The 16313-nt window shown below is 64.2% G+C and carries 19 protein-coding genes; 15 read left to right on the top strand and 4 right to left on the bottom strand.

Translation table 11 applies throughout. The features are described from left to right. The first annotated feature begins 22 nt into the window (after positions 1 to 22). The 5 genes from BN2154_RS02365 to BN2154_RS02345 all read left to right on the top strand — a co-directional run bounded on the left by BN2154_RS02365 (position 23) and on the right by BN2154_RS02345 (position 5358). On the top strand, positions 23 to 1024 hold the full coding sequence (locus BN2154_RS02365) for a V-type ATPase subunit (RefSeq protein ID WP_242853669.1): 1002 nt from the start codon (positions 23 to 25) through the stop codon (positions 1022 to 1024). Next, positions 1017 to 1334, top strand: coding sequence for a V-type ATP synthase subunit F (locus BN2154_RS02360; protein WP_050617264.1), 318 nt, complete (start codon positions 1017 to 1019; stop codon positions 1332 to 1334). The genes BN2154_RS02365 and BN2154_RS02360 overlap by 8 nt, the downstream gene beginning before the upstream one ends. A 161-nt stretch (positions 1335 to 1495) precedes the next feature. Next, entirely contained in the window at positions 1496 to 3271 is a 1776-nt protein-coding gene (locus BN2154_RS02355; protein ID WP_094762317.1) for a V-type ATP synthase subunit A, read from the top strand. Next, positions 3271 to 4650, top strand: coding sequence for a V-type ATP synthase subunit B (locus BN2154_RS02350; protein WP_050617262.1), 1380 nt, complete (start codon positions 3271 to 3273; stop codon positions 4648 to 4650). The genes BN2154_RS02355 and BN2154_RS02350 overlap by 1 nt, the downstream gene beginning before the upstream one ends. Before the next feature lie 3 nt (positions 4651 to 4653). Continuing rightward, entirely contained in the window at positions 4654 to 5358 is a 705-nt protein-coding gene (locus BN2154_RS02345) for a V-type ATP synthase subunit D (protein WP_050617261.1), read from the top strand. An 18-nt stretch (positions 5359 to 5376) separates the two neighbouring features. On the opposite strand, the gene BN2154_RS15050 is transcribed toward BN2154_RS02345, so the two are convergent. After that, positions 5377 to 5550, bottom strand: coding sequence for a ribbon-helix-helix domain-containing protein (locus BN2154_RS15050; protein WP_094762316.1), 174 nt, complete (start codon positions 5548 to 5550; stop codon positions 5377 to 5379). Positions 5551 to 5661: 111 nt separating this feature from the next. Here BN2154_RS15050 and BN2154_RS15640 point away from each other — a divergent pair, with 111 nt between their 5' ends. Beyond that, positions 5662 to 5820, top strand: a complete 159-nt coding sequence (locus BN2154_RS15640) for a hypothetical protein (protein WP_195892305.1) — start codon at positions 5662 to 5664, stop codon at positions 5818 to 5820. A gap of 161 nt (positions 5821 to 5981) precedes the next feature. On the opposite strand, the gene BN2154_RS02340 is transcribed toward BN2154_RS15640, so the two are convergent. Further along, on the bottom strand, positions 5982 to 6674 hold the full coding sequence (locus BN2154_RS02340; protein WP_050617260.1) for a ferritin family protein: 693 nt from the start codon (positions 6672 to 6674) through the stop codon (positions 5982 to 5984). Positions 6675 to 6880: 206 nt separating this feature from the next. Between BN2154_RS02340 and BN2154_RS02335 the strand changes: the two genes are divergently transcribed. From BN2154_RS02335 to BN2154_RS02325, 3 genes are read left to right on the top strand one after another with little or no spacing between them, the layout of a single operon-like run. After that, positions 6881 to 7618, top strand: coding sequence for an ABC transporter ATP-binding protein (locus BN2154_RS02335; protein WP_050617259.1), 738 nt, complete (start codon positions 6881 to 6883; stop codon positions 7616 to 7618). Next, positions 7615 to 8532, top strand: a complete 918-nt coding sequence (locus BN2154_RS02330; protein WP_050617258.1) for a SufB/SufD family protein — start codon at positions 7615 to 7617, stop codon at positions 8530 to 8532. The genes BN2154_RS02335 and BN2154_RS02330 overlap by 4 nt, the downstream gene beginning before the upstream one ends. Before the next feature lie 8 nt (positions 8533 to 8540). Next, positions 8541 to 9002, top strand: coding sequence for a PaaI family thioesterase (locus BN2154_RS02325; protein WP_050617257.1), 462 nt, complete (start codon positions 8541 to 8543; stop codon positions 9000 to 9002). Between the two features lie 23 nt (positions 9003 to 9025). Here BN2154_RS02325 and BN2154_RS02320 read toward each other — a convergent pair whose 3' ends face one another. Beyond that, positions 9026 to 9217, bottom strand: coding sequence for a hypothetical protein (locus BN2154_RS02320; protein WP_050617256.1), 192 nt, complete (start codon positions 9215 to 9217; stop codon positions 9026 to 9028). Positions 9218 to 9373: 156 nt separating this feature from the next. Between BN2154_RS02320 and BN2154_RS02315 the strand changes: the two genes are divergently transcribed. The 3 genes from BN2154_RS02315 to BN2154_RS16420 all read left to right on the top strand — a co-directional run bounded on the left by BN2154_RS02315 (position 9374) and on the right by BN2154_RS16420 (position 11632). Further along, positions 9374 to 9724: an Asp23/Gls24 family envelope stress response protein gene (locus BN2154_RS02315; RefSeq protein ID WP_050617255.1), complete on the top strand. Its 351-nt coding sequence runs from the start codon at positions 9374 to 9376 to the stop codon at positions 9722 to 9724. Between the two features lie 43 nt (positions 9725 to 9767). Next, on the top strand, positions 9768 to 11417 hold the full coding sequence (locus BN2154_RS02310) for a DAK2 domain-containing protein (RefSeq protein ID WP_050617254.1): 1650 nt from the start codon (positions 9768 to 9770) through the stop codon (positions 11415 to 11417). Between the two features lie 80 nt (positions 11418 to 11497). Beyond that, entirely contained in the window at positions 11498 to 11632 is a 135-nt protein-coding gene (locus BN2154_RS16420) for a hypothetical protein (RefSeq protein WP_278319997.1), read from the top strand. Here BN2154_RS16420 and BN2154_RS02300 read toward each other — a convergent pair. Beyond that, positions 11629 to 12645 (bottom strand): hypothetical protein, encoded by a 1017-nt coding sequence (locus BN2154_RS02300; protein ID WP_050617252.1) that lies wholly within the window; start codon positions 12643 to 12645, stop codon positions 11629 to 11631. The two genes, BN2154_RS16420 and BN2154_RS02300, sit on opposite strands and share 4 nt — an antisense overlap. Positions 12646 to 13007: 362 nt before the next feature. On the opposite strand from BN2154_RS02300, the gene aroF reads away from it, so the two are divergent. The 3 genes from aroF to BN2154_RS02285 are packed head-to-tail and all read left to right on the top strand — an operon-like array spanning position 13008 to position 16311. Continuing rightward, positions 13008 to 14027, top strand: coding sequence for a 3-deoxy-7-phosphoheptulonate synthase (gene aroF, locus BN2154_RS02295; RefSeq protein WP_050617251.1), 1020 nt, complete (start codon positions 13008 to 13010; stop codon positions 14025 to 14027). Positions 14028 to 14065: 38 nt separating this feature from the next. After that, positions 14066 to 15142 carry a 3-dehydroquinate synthase gene (gene aroB / locus BN2154_RS02290; protein WP_050617250.1) on the top strand — a complete coding sequence of 359 codons (1077 nt, stop codon included), beginning with the start codon at positions 14066 to 14068 and terminating at the stop codon, positions 15140 to 15142. After that, on the top strand, positions 15139 to 16311 hold the full coding sequence (locus BN2154_RS02285; RefSeq protein WP_050617249.1) for a 3-phosphoshikimate 1-carboxyvinyltransferase: 1173 nt from the start codon (positions 15139 to 15141) through the stop codon (positions 16309 to 16311). The genes aroB and BN2154_RS02285 overlap by 4 nt, the downstream gene beginning before the upstream one ends. Positions 16312 to 16313: the final 2 nt, after the last annotated feature.

Below are 16313 nucleotides of genomic sequence, written 5' to 3'. Positions count from 1 at the left end.
CGGACGGAAAGGAGGGCGCCAAGTGGCGAAAAAAAGAAGCGAATACGACTATCTCTACATCTCCGCGCGCATCCACGCCATGGAGAACCGGATGCTGACCCGGGAACGGATGGAGCGGATGCTGGACGCCCGTACCGCCGAGGACGCGGCCAAGGTGCTCACGGAGTGCGGCTATGAGGACTTCCCCGCCCTCACCCCCGCCGCCATCGAGCACCTGCTGGACCAGGCCCGGCTGGAGCTCTTTGCTGATCTGCGGAAGGCGTCGCCCGACCCGGGCATCGTGGACGTGTTCTGCATCAAGTATGATTATCACAACGCCAAGGTGCTGCTCAAGGCGGCCGCCATGGGGACCGACCCGGCCGGACTCTTCATCGACGCCGGGCGCTGCCCTGTCCGGCAGCTCCGGGAGGACTTCGAGCGGGAGGACCTGGACCACTGCACTCCAGTGTTCCGGCAGGCCGTGGCCGAGGCCCGGGGCGTGCTGGCCTCCAGCGCCGACCCCCAGGCCGCCGACCTGATCCTGGACCGGGCTTACTACGAGGAGATGCTCCAGGCCGCCCGGTCGGTGAACAGCCGGTTCCTGGAGGGCTATGTGCGCCTGAGCATCGACAGCGCCAACCTGCGCTCGGCGGTCCGCTCGGCCCGCATGGGCCGGGGCGCTGATTTTCTCAAACGGGTGCTCATTCAGGGCGGCAATGTGAAGCTGGACAGCCTCATCGCGGCGGCCACCGGTGGCGCCGACCTGGCGGGCGTCTTTGCCCGGACCCCCCTGGAGGGGGCGGCGGAGGCCGGAGCCAAGGCCATGGAGGGCGGACCCCTCACCGAGTTTGAGCGGCTGTGCGACAACGCCGTCACCGCTTATCTGACCCAGGGCAAGCGGGTGGCCTTCGGGGAGCACCCCCTCATCGGCTACCTCTATGCCCGGGAGGCAGAGCTCACCACCATCCGGATCATCCTGACCGGACGGCTGGCGGGCCTGGATACGGACGCCATCCGGGAAAGGCTGCGTGATAGCTATGTCTGACCACTATAAGATCGCCGTGCTGGGCGATCAGGACAGCGTCCTGGGCTTTAAGGCCCTGGGCCTGGACGTGTTCCCCGCCGAGACGGTGGAGGAGGGCCGCGAGACCCTCCACCGGCTGGCCCGGGAGAGCTATGCCATCGTCTACCTGACCGAGCAGCTGGCCCAGGGGCTCGCCCCCGAGATTGCCCGTTACAAGGACGACCTGACCCCTGCCATCATCCTGATCCCCGGCAAGAGCGGCAGCCTGGGCATCGGCATGGACAACGTGAAGAAATCCGTGGAGCGCGCGGTGGGCGCAGACATTTTATAGGAAGTGCGGCGTGAGCCGCCCCCGATTTTAAGAATGGGACCCCCGGCGAAGCCACGAGATTTCGTTGGGGAGAGGAGGGGCAGCCGGGCGAATGAGCCTTGGCGTCTGCGCCGAGGCGAGGGATGCACAGCCTGCCCTGACGAGAAAGAAGGTCGATATATTTGAGCGGAAAGATTGTCAAGGTTTCGGGACCGCTGGTGGTAGCCACGGGCCTGGAAGACGCCAATATGGCCGACGTGGTCCGCGTGGGTGAGCAGCGCCTCATCGGCGAGATCCTCACCATGAACGGCGACTCCGCCTCCATCCAGGTCTACGAGGAGACCTCCGGCCTGGGGCCGGGCGCGGCGGTGGAGTCCACCGGCTCTCCCCTGTCGGTGGAGCTGGGCCCCGGCATCATCGAGAACATCTACGACGGCATCCAGCGCCCGCTGGAGGTCATCATGAAGCAGACCGGCAAGAACACCCTGGAGCGCGGCGTGGAGGTCCCCGCCCTGGACCGGGAGAAGCTGTGGGACTTTGTGCCCGTGGCCAAGCCGGGCGACAAGGTCACCGGCGGCGACATCCTGGGCACCGTCCAGGAGACCGCCGTAGTGCTGCACAAGATCATGGTGCCCCCCCGCCTGTCCGGCACCGTGGAGTCCATCCAGGCCGGCAAGTTCAACGTGACCCAGACTGTGGCCGTGCTGAAGAAGGACGACGGCTCCAAGGTGGAGCTCACCATGACCCAGAAGTGGCCCGTCCGCGTGGGCCGGCCCTATAAGCACAAATATCCCCCCAAGGCCCCCCTGCTGTCCGGCCAGCGCATCGTGGACACTCTGTTTCCCGTGGCCAAGGGCGGCACCGCGGCCATCCCCGGCCCCTTCGGCTCAGGCAAGACGGTGATGCAGCACCAGCTAGCCAAGTGGTCCGACGTGGACATCGTCATCTACATCGGCTGCGGCGAGCGCGGCAACGAGATGACCGACGTGCTCCGGGAGTTCCCCGAGCTCCAGGACCCCCGCACCGGCGAGTCCCTGATGAAGCGGACCGTGCTGATCGCCAACACCTCCGACATGCCCGTGGCCGCCCGTGAGGCATCCATCTACACCGGCATCACCATCGCCGAGTACTTCCGCGACATGGGCTACCACGTGGCCGTCATCGCCGACTCCACCTCACGCTGGGCCGAGGCTCTGCGCGAGATGTCCGGCCGTCTGGAAGAGATGCCCGGCGAGGAGGGCTACCCCGCCTACCTGTCTTCCCGCCTGGCCCAGTTCTACGAGCGGGCCGGCATGGTGGAGTGCCTGGGCTCCGACGACGAGCGCCGGGGCTCCCTGACCGCAGTGGGCGCGGTCTCCCCTCCCGGCGGCGACCTGTCCGAGCCCGTCAGCCAGGCTACCATGCGCATCGTCAAGGTGTTCTGGGCCCTGGACGCCTCTCTGGCCTACCGCCGCCACTTCCCCGCCATCAACTGGCTGAACTCCTATTCCCTGTATCTGGACTCCCTGAAGCCCTGGTTCGACGAGCACCTGGGCAAGGAGTTTTTGCAGAACCGGGAGCGGGCCATGAACATCCTCCAGGAGGAGGCCAGCCTGAACGAGATCGTGCAGCTCGTCGGTAAGGACGCCCTGTCCCCCAACGATCAGCTCACCCTGGAGACCGCCAAGATGCTGCGGGAGGACTTCCTCCAGCAGAACTCCTTTATGGACATTGACAACTACTCCTCCTATGACCGGCAGGAAAAGCTGATGGCCATGATTCTGGAGTACGACAAGCTCTGCCGGGCCGCCATTGCCAAGGGGGCCGCTGCCTCCGCCCTGTTCGACATCCCCGCCCGGGAGCGCATCGGCCGGGCCAAGAGCGTGCCCGAGGCGGAGTACCCCATGGTCTATGAGGCCATCCGCAAGGACATGGCCGACCAGATCGACGCCGCAGCCGCGAAGGGAGGGGAATTCTGATGATCCGTGAATACCGCACCATACAGGAGATCAACGGCCCTCTGATGATGGTCAAGAAGGTCCAGGGCGTCACCTACGACGAGCTGGGCGAGATCGAGCTCCCCGACGGCACTCTGCGCCGCTGCAAGGTGCTGGAGGTCAACGGCGACAACGCCGTGGTCCAGCTCTTCGAGCCCTCCGCCGGCATCAATCTGAAGGACTCCAAGATCCGCTTCCTGGGCCACCCCCTGGAGCTGGCCGTGTCCGGCGACATGCTGGGCCGGGTCTTCAACGGCATGGGCAAGCCCATCGACGGCGGCCCTGACATCCTGGCCGAGGAGCACCGGGACATCAACGGCCTGGCCATGAACCCCGCCGCCCGGGACTACCCCAACGAGTTCATCCAGACGGGCATCTCCACCATCGACGGCCTGAATACCCTGGTCCGCGGCCAGAAGCTGCCCATCTTTTCCGGCTCCGGCCTGCCCCACGCCTCCCTGGCCGCCCAGATCGCCCGCCAGGCCAAGGTGCTGGACGGCGCGTCCAACTTTGCCGTGGTCTTTGCCGCCATCGGCATCACCTTCGAGGAGTCCGACTTCTTCATCCAGGACTTCCGCCGCACCGGCGCCATCGACCGCACCGTGCTGTTTACCAACCTGGCCAACGACCCGGCCGTCGAGCGTATTGCCACCCCCCGCATGGCCCTGACCGCCGCCGAGTACCTGGCCTTTGAGAAGGGCATGCACGTGCTGGTCATCCTCACCGACATCACCAACTACGCCGAGGCCCTGCGCGAGGTCTCCGCAGCCAAGAAAGAGGTCCCCGGCCGCCGCGGCTACCCCGGCTACCTCTACACCGACCTGGCCACCATGTACGAGCGGGCCGGCCGCCGCCTGGGCTGCGAGGGCTCCATCACTATGATCCCCATCCTCACCATGCCCGAGGACGACAAGACCCACCCCATCCCCGACCTGACCGGCTACATCACCGAGGGACAGATCATCCTGTCCCGGGAGCTGTACCGCAAGGGCATCAACCCGCCGGTGGACGTGCTGCCCTCCCTGTCCCGTCTGAAGGACAAGGGCATCGGCGAGGGCCGTACCCGAGAGGACCACGCCGGGACCATGAACCAGCTCTTCGCCGCCTACGCCACCGGCAAGGAGAACAAGGAGCTGATGAGCATCCTGGGCGAGGCCGCCCTGTCCCCCACCGACCTGCTGTACGCCAAGTTCGCCGACGAATTCGAGAAGCGCTATGTCAACCAGGGGAGCGAGGAGAACCGCTCCATCCAGGAGACCCTGGACCTGGGCTGGGAGCTCCTCTCCATCCTGCCCACCTCCGAGCTCAAGCGCATCAAGCCGGAGATGATCGAGAAGTACCTCCCGAAAAAGGAGGGGTAAGGTATGCCGGCGATCAACGTAAACCCCACCCGGATGGAGCTGACCCGGCTGAAGGGCCGCCTGAAAACGGCCCGCCGGGGCCATAAGCTCCTGAAGGATAAGCGGGACGAGCTGATGAAGCAGTTCCTGGACGTGGTGCGGGAGAACCGGGCCCTGCGCGCCAAGGTGGAGGAAGCTCTGATGCGGGCCCACGGGTCTTTTACCGTGGCCTCCGCCCTCATGTCCACCGAGATGCTGGAGCAGTCCCTCATGTACCCCAAACAGTCCGTGGACCTGACCATGAGCTTCCAGAACATCATGTCGGTCAACGTGCCCGAGTACCACTTCAAGACCAAAAACGAGGACCAGGGGGACATCTATCCCTATGGCTTCGCCGCCACCTCCGGCGCCCTGGACGACGCCGTGGACGCGCTGGCGGGGGTGTTCCAGGATATGCTGCGCCTGGCGGAGGTGGAAAAGACCTCTCAGCTTTTGGCGGAGGAGATCGAAAAGACCCGCCGCCGGGTCAACGCCCTGGAGTATGTGAAGATCCCCCAGATGGAGGAGTCCATCAAGTATATCTCCATGAAGCTGGACGAAAACGAGCGCGCCGCCACCATTCGCCTGATGAAGGTGAAGGATATGCTCCTCCAGCAGGCCATTGAGGAGAAGCGCGAGGAGGACCAGGAGGCCCTGGAGGCATTCCAGTCCAATGAGGCGAAGATCTGAATGAAAAAAGGAGGGCGCTCAGTCGAGCGCCCTCCTTTTTTCGTATTTTTTGAGCAGGTCCTCAATGGCCTCGTCCAAAAGGCGGGATTTTGGTACTCTGGTATCCGCAGAAAGCTGGTTAAACAGAGGCACCAGCTCATTTTTTAAGGAAGAAACAAATTTGGTCCGGTTCACTAATTGAGCTTCACCCATTATGTAGCCTCCCCCTGTACTATATATGTACTATATCATGCCCACTTTTTTGCAACAAGTGGTTTACATATGGTACATACATGGTATATACTTATGGCGGAGGTGGTGTATATGGAAAAGACCTGCGGGACCTGCAAATACTTTGCCCAGCACTACCGTAAATGGGGCAAGGGATACCACGAGGTGGACTGCGGACACTGCAAGTACCCCCGGATCAAAAAGCGCACCAAGGACCAGACCTGCCCGCACTGGACGCCTCGGGAGGGGTAGCCTCCGGCGGCGCCCCTTTTCCGGAAAAGGGGCGGGAAAAGCGCCGGGGAAGGGGGCTTTCGAGTTCCCCCTTCCCCGGACCCAACCCCTTAAAGCGACCAATCAGGGGGACTGCGGTCCCCCTGATTGGATGCACCCCCCAGGGGGACGCGGGGCCGGGCCTACATGGCCTCCAGAATCCCCCGCAGGAGCCAGGCGTGGGAATTTTCATCCTCCGCCAGCTCTATGTAGAGCTCCTGCAGGCAGGGGTCCGCCGTGGCGGCCGCCGCCGCCCGGTAGGCGGCTTCGCCCTCCTGCTCCTCCCAGAAGCGCCGCCGCAGCAGGGCGGCCAGCGGCAGGTCCAGGGAGACCACCGCCTGCTCTACCGGCCAGTAGCGCACGCCGGAGATGAGGAAATAGGCGGTGGACAGCCGCTTGGCGTGCCGCCTTTCATCGGCGGAGATACCGGACAGGGTCCGGGCGGCAGAGCGGTCAGCCCGCCGGGCCATGGCCTGGTAGGTCCGGGCGTCCATCAGCTCGTGCAGGATGAACGACTGCAGCTCGGCCCCGTGGACGGCGGAGGCCGTCCCCAGGCAGGGCACGTTGCCGCCGGACGGCTCCATCGGCCCCGGGTTGGCGCAGATGGACACCCCCGGCAGCGGCGGCGGCAGGGTGGGGCACGGCATCGGTGAAGCCGGCGGCGCCGCCGCCGGGACGGCGGGGGCTGGACACGGCGCCTCTTCCCCCAGGAGCATTACCGGGGAGTCATATCGGTCTTCGGGCATGACCCGCCGCCACACCCGTTCAAAAATCTCGCGGTCGCTGCCGCACAGGCCCGGTCCGGGTTCGGGCCGGAACCCCTGATCCCATTCCATTCAATCAGCCCTCCTAAATCATAGAAATTCAGTCCATACTATGCGGGAAAGAGCGCCGCTGCCATGGAGGTCCCGATTTTGAAGCAAAAAATCCCGGTGCGGGAGAGGGGAAAAGAGAATTTATCCTACTGAACCGCTTGTATTAGCGGGCGGACCGTGGTACAATTTACACTTACGAAAGATAAAAATAGAAGGAGCAGACGTATATGCTTGAAATCAGGCATCTATCCTATCAGGTGACGGACGAGGCCGGCGGCGAGCTGGGCATCCTCAACGACGTGTCTCTCACCATCTCCGACAACCGATTTGTGGTCATCACCGGCCCCAACGGCGGCGGCAAGACCACCCTGGCCAAGGCCATCATGGGCCTGGTACAGCCCACCTCCGGACAGATCCTGTGGAACGGGGAGGATGTGACCGGCCTTTCCGTCACCGAGCGGGCCCGCAGGGGCATCAGCTACGGCTTTCAGCAGCCCCCCCGGTTCAAGGGCCTGAAGGTGAAGGACCTGCTGGAGCTGGCCTCCGGCAAGGGCCTGACTCACGAGGAGGAGTGCCAGTTCCTCACCCGTGTGGGTCTGTGCGCCAACGACTATATTGACCGGGAGGTGGACACCTCCCTCTCCGGCGGCGAGGTCAAGCGCATCGAGATCGCCACCATCCTGGCCCGGAAGGCCGGACTCATGATCTTTGACGAGCCCGAGGCCGGCATCGACCTGTGGTCCTTTGCCCGGCTCACCGAGACCTTCCAGCAGCTCCATGACGCGAAGGACGCCACGCTGGTGGTCATCTCCCACCAGGAGCGCATCATTAACCTGGCCGACGAGATCGTCATGGTCTCCGGCGGCCAGATCACCCAGTACGGGCCCAAGGAGGAGATTTTCCCCTTGATCCTGGCCAACACTGTCACCGGGTGCAGCTATATGAACGAGGGGGCGATGAAGTGAACAACGTGGACTGGAAGCTCCTCAAGGAGATCGCGGACCTGGAAAAGACCCCGATGGGGGCCTACAACATCCGGAAGAACGGGCGGCTGGACGGGCGGTCCAACACCGCCCACATCGTCATCGACACCAAGACCGACAAGTCGGGCATCGACATTCACATTGCTCCGGGCACCAAAAACGAGTCGGTCCACATCCCGGTCATCATCACCGAGACCGGCCTGAACGACCTGGTCTACAACGATTTTTACGTGGGCGCGGACTGCGATGTGGACATCATCGCCGGCTGCGGCATCCACAATTCCGGCTGCGAGACCAGCCAGCACGACGGTGTGCATACCTTCCACGTGGGGAAAAACGCCAAGGTGCGCTATGTGGAGAAGCATTACGGCGAGGGCGAGGGCACCGGCGAGCGCATCATGAATCCCCAGACCATCGTCTACTTGGAGGAGGGGGCCTCCATCCACATGGAGACCACCCAGATCCGGGGCATCGACTCCACCAAGCGGTACACCAAAATTGTGGTGGGCGCCGGCGGCGAGGGGGTCATCACGGAAAAGCTGCTGACCCACGGCAGGCAGACGGCCGAGTCCGAGATGGACATCGTCCTGGCCGGGGAGGATGCCAGCGGCCGGGTCATCTCCCGCTCCGTGGCCCAGGACGAATCCCGCCAGGTCTTTTATCCCCGGATGATCGGAGAGGCCCGGTGCTTCGGCCATGTCCAGTGCGACTCCATCCTCATGGGAAACGCCAAAATCAAGTCCATCCCGGCCATTGCCGCCGAGAGCCCTGACGCCCAGCTCATCCACGAGGCCGCCATCGGGCGCATCGCCGGTGATCAGATCCTGAAGCTCATGACCTTGGGACTCACCGAGGAGGAAGCGGAGGAAAAGATTCTCGATGGATTCCTGCAGTAAACGGGGGTATGAGCGACGGCGAGCTGGTCCGGGTGTTTAACGAGCTCCACTACAGCAACGGCGGCGAGCCCATGTTCGACAAATACAATGGCATCTCCATCGTGGCGGCGGGCGACGGCTGGGCCGAGGGAGAGCTGGAGGTCAGTCGGCACAGCCTGAACCCCCACGGCATCGTCCACGGCGGCGCTCTGGCCGCCCTGGCGGACACGGTGGGCGGGGCGGCCACCTTTGCCGCCTACCGCAGAGGCTGCGTCACCGTAAACTACAGCATGAACTTTCTCCGGCCCGCATGGGGCAGCAATCGAAAGATCCGCTGCCGGGCCCAGGCCGTCAAGCTGGGCAGGACCCTGAGCGTATTCGGCATGTCCCTGACCGACGACGAGGGGGTGGAGGTGGCCAGCGGCAACTTTACCTTCTACATTACCGGCTGGATGAAGTCCGAAGAAGAAAAAGAGCCCGGAGCCATTTGACTCCGGGCTCTTTTTGCCCTGATTTACTCGTCCCAGTCTGCGTAGTCGTCGTACTCCGAGGGGTGGCAGCAGCAGGAGCTGCGCTCCGCGACCTTCTCCTTCACGCCGCAGCAGAATCCGGCGATCTTGTCCCAATAGGCCACGATGCAGCACACGGCGGCCGCAGCGGCCAGGGAGAACCCGACAATCTTCAGCACAAAGCGGGCAACTTTCATTCCTGTCGCCTCCTGATGATAGAGATACCCATAGTTTACACGATTGCAGGGCAAATTACAATCACCCCAAACAACTTTTTATCTTGTAATTTACGGGGAAATAGAATACAATATATGAACTGTAAAAGTATAGTTTCCTGCACAAGGAGGTTTCCAATGAAGCTGCAGACAGAAAAAGGCGCCATCACCATCGGCAGCGATGTGTTTACCAACATCACCGGCGCCGCCGCCACCAACTGCTTCGGCGTCAAGGGCATGGCGGTCCGGTCCAAGACCGACGGGCTGGTGCATCTCCTGCGCCGTGAGTCCATGGCCAAGGGCGTGAAGGTGCGCTTCAATGAGGACGACACCGTCTCCATCGAGCTGCACATCATCGTGGACAACGGGGTCAACCTGACCGCCGTCAGCCGCTCGATCATGAGCGAGGTGCGCTATATGGTGGAACGCATCACCGGCACCAAGGTCAAGAGCGTGGACGTATGCGTGGATTCCATGGTCATCGGCTGACTGACCACAGCAGCCGGAACCATTGACAGAAAGGAACATCGACATGAGAGGAACCATTGACGGAGCGTCTCTGGCGCAGATGGTCATCCACGCCGCGGCCTCCATCAATTCACAGAAGCAGCAGATCAACGAGCTCAACGTCTTCCCTGTCCCCGACGGGGATACGGGCACCAATATGAGCCTTACCATCGGCACCGCCGCCGCCGAGCTGAAGAAAAAATCCTGGGCCTCGGTGGGGGCCGCCGCCAACGCCAACGCCTCCGCCCTGCTGCGGGGAGCCCGGGGCAACTCCGGCGTCATCCTCTCCCTGCTCTTCCGGGGCTTTGGCAAGGCCCTAAAGGACAAGGATACCGCCGACGGTGCCGATTTCGCCATCGCCCTGGATTACGGCGTGGCCACCGCCTACAAGGCGGTGATGAAGCCCGCCGAGGGCACCATCCTCACCGTCTCCCGGCTGTGCGCGAGAAGGGCCGCCGAGGCCGCCCGGGAGGACCGGAATGTGGAGTATGTGCTGGAAGAGGCCATCAAGGAGGGCCACGTGGCCCTGGCTGACACCGTCAACCAAAACCCGGTGCTGAAGAAGGCCGGGGTGGTGGACGCCGGCGGCAAGGGCTTCCTTATCATCCTCCAGGGAATGCTGGACGAGCTGCGGGGCGAGCCCATGCCCGAATCGGACGGCGAGGCCGCGGCTCCGGTGAAGGAGCACGCCGACTTCGGCAGCTTCGACACCGCCGATATCAAGTTCGGCTACTGCACCGAGTTCATCTGCTCCCGGGATACCAAGAAGGACCCGGAGGCCCTGCGGGGCTTCCTCAATGCCCTGGGCGACTCCCTGGTGCTGGTGGACGACGACGAGATCATCAAGGTCCACGTCCATACCAACCATCCCGGCAAAGTGCTGGAGGAGGCCATCACCTACGGCGCGCTTCAGACCGTGAAGATCGAGAATATGCGCAATCAGCACACTGAGATCCTGGCCGAGGCCGCCCAGGAGGGCGAGGCGGACCAGACCCGGAAAATCGCGCCGGCGGAGAAGCCCTTCGGCTTCGTGTCGGTCTGCGCCGGCACCGGCCTGGCCGAGGTCTTCCATGACCTGGGAGTGGACGGCATCATCTGCGGCGGACAGACCATGAACCCCTCCACCGAGGACATCCTCAAGGAGATCGACAAGACCCCCGCCGAGGTGGTCTTTGTCCTGCCCAACAACAAAAACATCATCATGGCGGCCGAGCAGTGTATCCCCCTGGCCGAGGGAAAAAAGGTGGTGGTCCTGCCCACCAAGACGGTGCCGCAGGGCATCTCAGCCATGCTGGCCTTCGACCCAGACGCCTCTGAGGCGGACAATGTCTCCGGCATGACCGAGGCTTTCGGCAACGTCCACACCAGCCAGATCACCTATGCCGCCCGGAATTCCGACTTTGACGGCTTTGATATCCAGCAGGGGGACTATCTGGCTCTGGCAGAGAGCGCCCTGTTCGGCACCGACAAGGACCTGACGGCCCTGCTCAAGCGCCTGGCCGGCGCGGAGCCCCAGCAGGAGGCCGAGTTCATCACCATCTTCTACGGCGAGGACGTCAGCGAGACCCAGGCCCAGACCGCCCTGGAGATCTTCACCGCCGCCTGCCCCAACGCCGAGATCACTCTGCTGGCCGGGGGCCAGCCGGTCTATTACTATATGATCTCTGCGGAATGAGCGCGGAACAGACGGGGGCGGCCGCGGCCGCCCCCGCTTTTGCGGTCCAGGAACCCACAGGGAAAGAGGGCCGAATGCCCATGAAAATCAGGATGGAAGGCAAGACGGAACGAAAGATTGACCCCCGGGCGGTGCTCTTCCTGGGGGTGCTGGGGGCGGTCCTCCTCTATACAAAGGTGGAGGAGGCCTCCGGAGACCCGCCTGAGTGCAGCTAGTGTATCAGCAGGCTGCCCGCCATCACCGAGACAAAGGCCGCGATAAAGGACGCCCAGAGATACCCCGTCCACTTCTGGACCAGGAGGGCATCCGTTCCCCAGAGGTGCTGCTTTTCCACCCTGTTTCCCACCACGATGTTGGAGCCGATGAACCAGAGCGCCACCGGCATGATGCCGATGGAGAGGCTGGCTGAGTGGAACCCCAATACCGCCGTCAGGTTGACCGCCAGATAGGCGAGGTCCACGGCCACAGTGATCCGGGCGTGCTTGAGGAAGGCCCTTGCCCCCTGGCTCTTGGGGTAGATCTTCTCCTCCGCTCCCCGCTCCTGCCGGGCCTGTTTCAGCGCCAGCTTGGGCAGGCGGATGTGCTCCAGAAGGAAGAGGGCCACGCCGGAGGAGAACCCCAGCAGCCAGATATTGTGGAAGTACAGGAGCTCCCACCAGCGACTGTGAGAGATGACTGGGACAAAGCCCCCCGACGTGTCCCCACGCAGCACTTGCAGATGCTTGAAGTATAGCGTCCCAGCCGTCGCCTCCCCGTCCTGTACGGGGCGGGTCTGATAGCCGCCGCCCGGGAACCGCTCCGCCTCCGCCTCCTGGTCGAAGCTGCCCAGAAACCGACCGTCCGTGCAGCGATACTCATAGACCTGGTGCCTGACCTGATAGAGAAACAAACTCCCGCCCTCCACCTTCATTTTGGCGTCCTCGTTGTGGTCGTGGTAGGGGACAGACACCGCCCACAAAAACTGCCCGGCGGAGTCGTACACGTCTACCACCGCGGTGCCGCCGTACAGCACATAGATCTGCCCCTCCCGCTCCATGACCGCGTCGATGGGCTCGGGAGGCAGCAGCTCCCGCGTCTTGGGTGTTTTGTAGCCGATCCCCCGCGCCAGCGGGTCCACCAGCAGCAGCCGCAGGACGAACAGTCCGGCCGCCAGAAGTGCCAGACCCATGAACAGTGTGTGCAGGACACGGCAGATCCACGCACTGACGGTACGTCTCTTGGCTCCCATCTCGCAGCCCCCCTTGTGGCCCCCATTATACTACCTTTTCTTTTCCGCTTCAACGCATTAAAATTTCCCCTTGCCTTTTCCGCCGGTTGGGTGTACAATGCCCTTAACCATTCAAAGTGAGGCTGCCAGTATGCGATACGATCTCCTCACAACTGCATCCCGCTGCTTTCCCTATTTTGGCTGGGCTCGATTTATGGGCGCCGGCTTTTTTGGCGTGGAGAAATACAGCGGGATAAAGTGAATGGGCGGGCCCCGCAAGGGGGCCCATGGGCATGTTTTGAGCTGCGCTCATTGATTTTATCGTCAATGGGCGCATTTTTTATATCTGTTCCGCGCCCATTGCGGAAAGGGAGTCAACAGTTATGGTAGTCGTTATGAGACCCGGTACCCGGCAGGAGGACATCGCCGCCCTGGCCGAACAGTTCAAGGCCCAGGGCCTGGAGGTGGGCGTCACCAACGGCGTGGGCTGCACCATCCTGGGCCTGGTGGGAGACACCACCGCCGTGGACATGGACAAAATCAGCATCAATCCCCATGTGGAGCGGGTGATGCGGGTCCAGGAGCCCTACAAGAAGGCCAACCGCAAGTTCCACCCCGAGGACACCGTGGTGGAGGTGGGCAAGGCCCGGATCGGCGGCGGCAGCTTCTCGGTCATCGCCGGCCCCTGCTCTGTGGAGTCGGAGGAGCAGATCGTGGAGGTCGCCAAGGACGTGAAGCGCTCCGGCGCGGCCCTGCTGCGGGGCGGCGCTTTCAAGCCCCGCACCTCCCCCTACTCCTTCCAGGGCATGGGCACCCCCGGCCTGGACCTGCTGATGGAGGCCCGCCAGGCCACCGGTCTGCCCATCGTCACCGAGATCATGGACCCCCGCATGGCCGACCTGTTCGAGCGGGAGGTGGACGTGGTCCAGGTGGGCGCCCGGAACATGCAGAACTTCGAGCTGCTCAAGGAGGTGGGCAGGATGTCCAAGCCCATTCTCCTCAAGCGGGGCCTGTCCAACAGCTACGAGGAGTGGATCATGTCCGCCGAGTACATCATGTCGGAGGGCAACGAGAACGTCATTCTCTGTGAACGGGGCATCCGCACCTTCGAGACTTACACCCGCAACACCCTGGACGTGTCGGCCATTCCGGCGGTGAAGAAGATGAGCCACCTACCCGTCATCGTGGACCCCTCCCATGCCGCCGGCATGTACTGGATGGTGGAGCCCCTGGCCATGGCGGCCATCGCCGCCGGGGCCGACGGACTGATTGTCGAGGTCCACAACGACCCGCCCCACGCCAAGTGCGACGGACAGCAGTCCCTGACGCCGGAGAAGTTTGACGCGCTGATGAAAAAAGTCAAGACCATGGTACCCATGATGGGCAAGAGCCTGGTGCTGTAAGCCGGGCCCAAACTCGCCGGAAAGGCTGGTGCGCAGAAATGAAATTGCTGCCTGTTTCCCTGGGAGATCGCTCCTATGACATCCACATCGCCCCCGGACGGCTGGACGACACGGGCAAGCTGTGCCAGCATGTGCTGCCCAGGGCCACTCGCCTGGCAGTGGTCACCGACGACACCGTGGGGGGCCTGTATGCCCATCGGCTGCTCCAGAGCCTCTGGGCCAGGGGGTACACCGCCTCGGTAATCTCCCTGCCCGCCGGGGAGCAGACCAAGAGCCTGCACAACCTGGGGGTGCTCTACGACTCCTTTATGGAGATGGGCCTCACCCGCACCGACGCCGTGGTGGCCCTGGGCGGCGGCGTGGTGGGCGACCTGGCGGGCTTTGCCGCCGCCACCATCCTGCGGGGGGTAGACTTTGTGCAGGTCCCTACCACCCTGCTGGCCCAGGTGGACTCCTCCGTGGGGGGCAAGGTGGCCATCGACCTGCCCGCCGGCAAGAATCTGGCCGGGGCCTTCTGGCAGCCGCGCCTGGTGGTCATGGACCCGGAGGTGTTGGACACGCTGGAGGACAAGACCTTCTCCGACGGCATGGCCGAGGTCATCAAATATGGCTGCATCCGGGACGCCGCCTTCTTTCGGGCCCTGGAGAAGACGCCCAGCCGCCGGGCGGTGATGGAGAACATCGAATCGGTCCTGTATACCTGCTGTGATTTGAAGCGGGCGGTGGTGGAGAAGGACGAGCGGGACACCGGCGAGCGGATGGTGCTCAACTTCGGCCACACTCTGGGCCACGCCTATGAGAAGGCGGGACACTATGAGACCTGGACCCACGGCCAGGCCGTGGCGGCGGGCATGTGCCTGGCCGCCCGGCTGGGAGCGGCGCTGGGGGTGACCCCGGCGGGGGTGCCGGAGCGCGTCGAGGCCCTGGTCTCCGCCTTCGGCCTGCCGACCCGAATTCCCTGTACCCAGGCCGACTACGCCGCCGCCGTCGGCCTGGACAAGAAGGGGACGGGAGAACAGATCACCCTTGTCCTTCTGGAGGACCTGGGCAGGGCCGTCCTGCACCGGATGTCCAAGCGGGAGCTGCTGGGACTGCTGGAGGGCTGCGCGGAATGAATGTGACCATCACCCCCGGCCTGCTGAGGGGGGCCATCACGCCGCCCCCCTCCAAGTCCCAGGCCCACCGGCTGCTCATCGCCGCCGCCCTGGCGGACGGGGAGAGCCGGATCGAACATCTGGCGGACTCCCAGGACATCCAGGCCACCCGCCGCTGCATGGCCGCGCTGAAAGCGCCGGGGGAGGACCTGCCCGTCCTGGACTGCGGCGAGTCGGGCTCCACACTGCGCTTTCTGATCCCGGTGGCCCTGGCCCTGCGGGGCGGCGGGCGCTTCACCGGCCGGGGGCGGCTCATGGCGCGGCCCCAGAAGCCCTACTTCGATCTCTTTGACGAGAAGGGGATCGCTTACCGGCAGGAGGACGGAGTCCTTACCGTCCAAGGGAGGCTCACGCCGGGGACCTTTGCCCTGCCCGGGGACGTATCCTCCCAGTTTGTCACCGGCCTGCTCTATGCCCTGCCCCTGCTGGAGGGGGACTCCCGGATCACGCTGACCACTCCGCTGGAGTCCCGGGGCTACGTGGACATGACCCTGGAGGCCCTGGAGCGCTTCGGCATCCGGGCGGAGTGCCCCGACGGGCGGACCCTACGGGTCCCCGGCGGGCAGACCTACCGCCCCTGCCGCGCCGCGGTGGAGAGCGACTACTCCCAGGCCGCCTTCTATTACGCCGCCAACGGTCTGGGCGGTCAGGTGGAGATTCTGGGGCTCAACCCCCGCTCCGCCCAGGGGGACCGGTGCATCGTGCCCTACCATATGCAATTGTGCAGTCCCGGCGAGGCGGAGCTGGACGTATCCCAGTGCCCCGACCTGGTCCCGCCTCTGGCGGCCCACGCCGCCCTGCGGCAGGGGATCACCCGGATCGTCAACGCCGCCCGGCTGCGCATCAAGGAGAGCGACCGGCTGACCGCCGTCACCCAGGTGCTCACCGCCCTGGGGGCCGACGTGGTTGAGGGGGCGGACCGCCTGACCATCACCGGACAGCCGGAGGGCCTGGCCGGGGGCGTGACGGTGGACAGCCACAACGACCACCGCATCGCCATGATGGCCGCTGTCGCGGCCACCCGCTGCGCCGCCCCCGTCACCATCACCGGGGCGGAGTGCGTGGCCAAGTCCTACCCCGACTTCTGGGAGGACTACGAGCGCCTGGGCGGACAGATACAGAGGAGCTGAAC

It is taken from the genome of Intestinimonas massiliensis (ex Afouda et al. 2020) (assembly GCF_001244995.1).
GTDB classification, from domain to species: domain Bacteria; phylum Bacillota; class Clostridia; order Oscillospirales; family Oscillospiraceae; genus Intestinimonas; species Intestinimonas massiliensis.
Note: the sequence above shows the minus strand (reverse complement) of the source record. Positions and strands in the feature narration are given on the sequence as shown.

Coding starts and splice junctions, on each gene's coding strand:
- BN2154_RS02310 (WP_050617254.1), top strand. CDS start 9,768: ATGAGAGGAACCATTGACGGAGCGTCTCTGGCGCAGATGGTCATCCAC.
- BN2154_RS02325 (WP_050617257.1), top strand. CDS start 8,541: ATGAGCGACGGCGAGCTGGTCCGGGTGTTTAACGAGCTCCACTACAGC.
- BN2154_RS02335 (WP_050617259.1), top strand. CDS start 6,881: ATGCTTGAAATCAGGCATCTATCCTATCAGGTGACGGACGAGGCCGGC.
- BN2154_RS02350 (WP_050617262.1), top strand. CDS start 3,271: ATGATCCGTGAATACCGCACCATACAGGAGATCAACGGCCCTCTGATG.
- BN2154_RS02360 (WP_050617264.1), top strand. CDS start 1,017: ATGTCTGACCACTATAAGATCGCCGTGCTGGGCGATCAGGACAGCGTC.
- BN2154_RS02320 (WP_050617256.1), bottom strand. CDS start 9,217: ATGAAAGTTGCCCGCTTTGTGCTGAAGATTGTCGGGTTCTCCCTGGCC.
- BN2154_RS15640 (WP_195892305.1), top strand. CDS start 5,662: ATGGAAAAGACCTGCGGGACCTGCAAATACTTTGCCCAGCACTACCGT.
- aroF (WP_050617251.1), top strand. CDS start 13,008: ATGGTAGTCGTTATGAGACCCGGTACCCGGCAGGAGGACATCGCCGCC.
- BN2154_RS02315 (WP_050617255.1), top strand. CDS start 9,374: ATGAAGCTGCAGACAGAAAAAGGCGCCATCACCATCGGCAGCGATGTG.
- BN2154_RS16420 (WP_278319997.1), top strand. CDS start 11,498: ATGAAAATCAGGATGGAAGGCAAGACGGAACGAAAGATTGACCCCCGG.
- BN2154_RS02300 (WP_050617252.1), bottom strand. CDS start 12,645: ATGGGAGCCAAGAGACGTACCGTCAGTGCGTGGATCTGCCGTGTCCTG.
- BN2154_RS02345 (WP_050617261.1), top strand. CDS start 4,654: ATGCCGGCGATCAACGTAAACCCCACCCGGATGGAGCTGACCCGGCTG.
- BN2154_RS02340 (WP_050617260.1), bottom strand. CDS start 6,674: ATGGAATGGGATCAGGGGTTCCGGCCCGAACCCGGACCGGGCCTGTGC.
- BN2154_RS15050 (WP_094762316.1), bottom strand. CDS start 5,550: ATGGGTGAAGCTCAATTAGTGAACCGGACCAAATTTGTTTCTTCCTTA.
- BN2154_RS02285 (WP_050617249.1), top strand. CDS start 15,139: ATGAATGTGACCATCACCCCCGGCCTGCTGAGGGGGGCCATCACGCCG.
- aroB (WP_050617250.1), top strand. CDS start 14,066: ATGAAATTGCTGCCTGTTTCCCTGGGAGATCGCTCCTATGACATCCAC.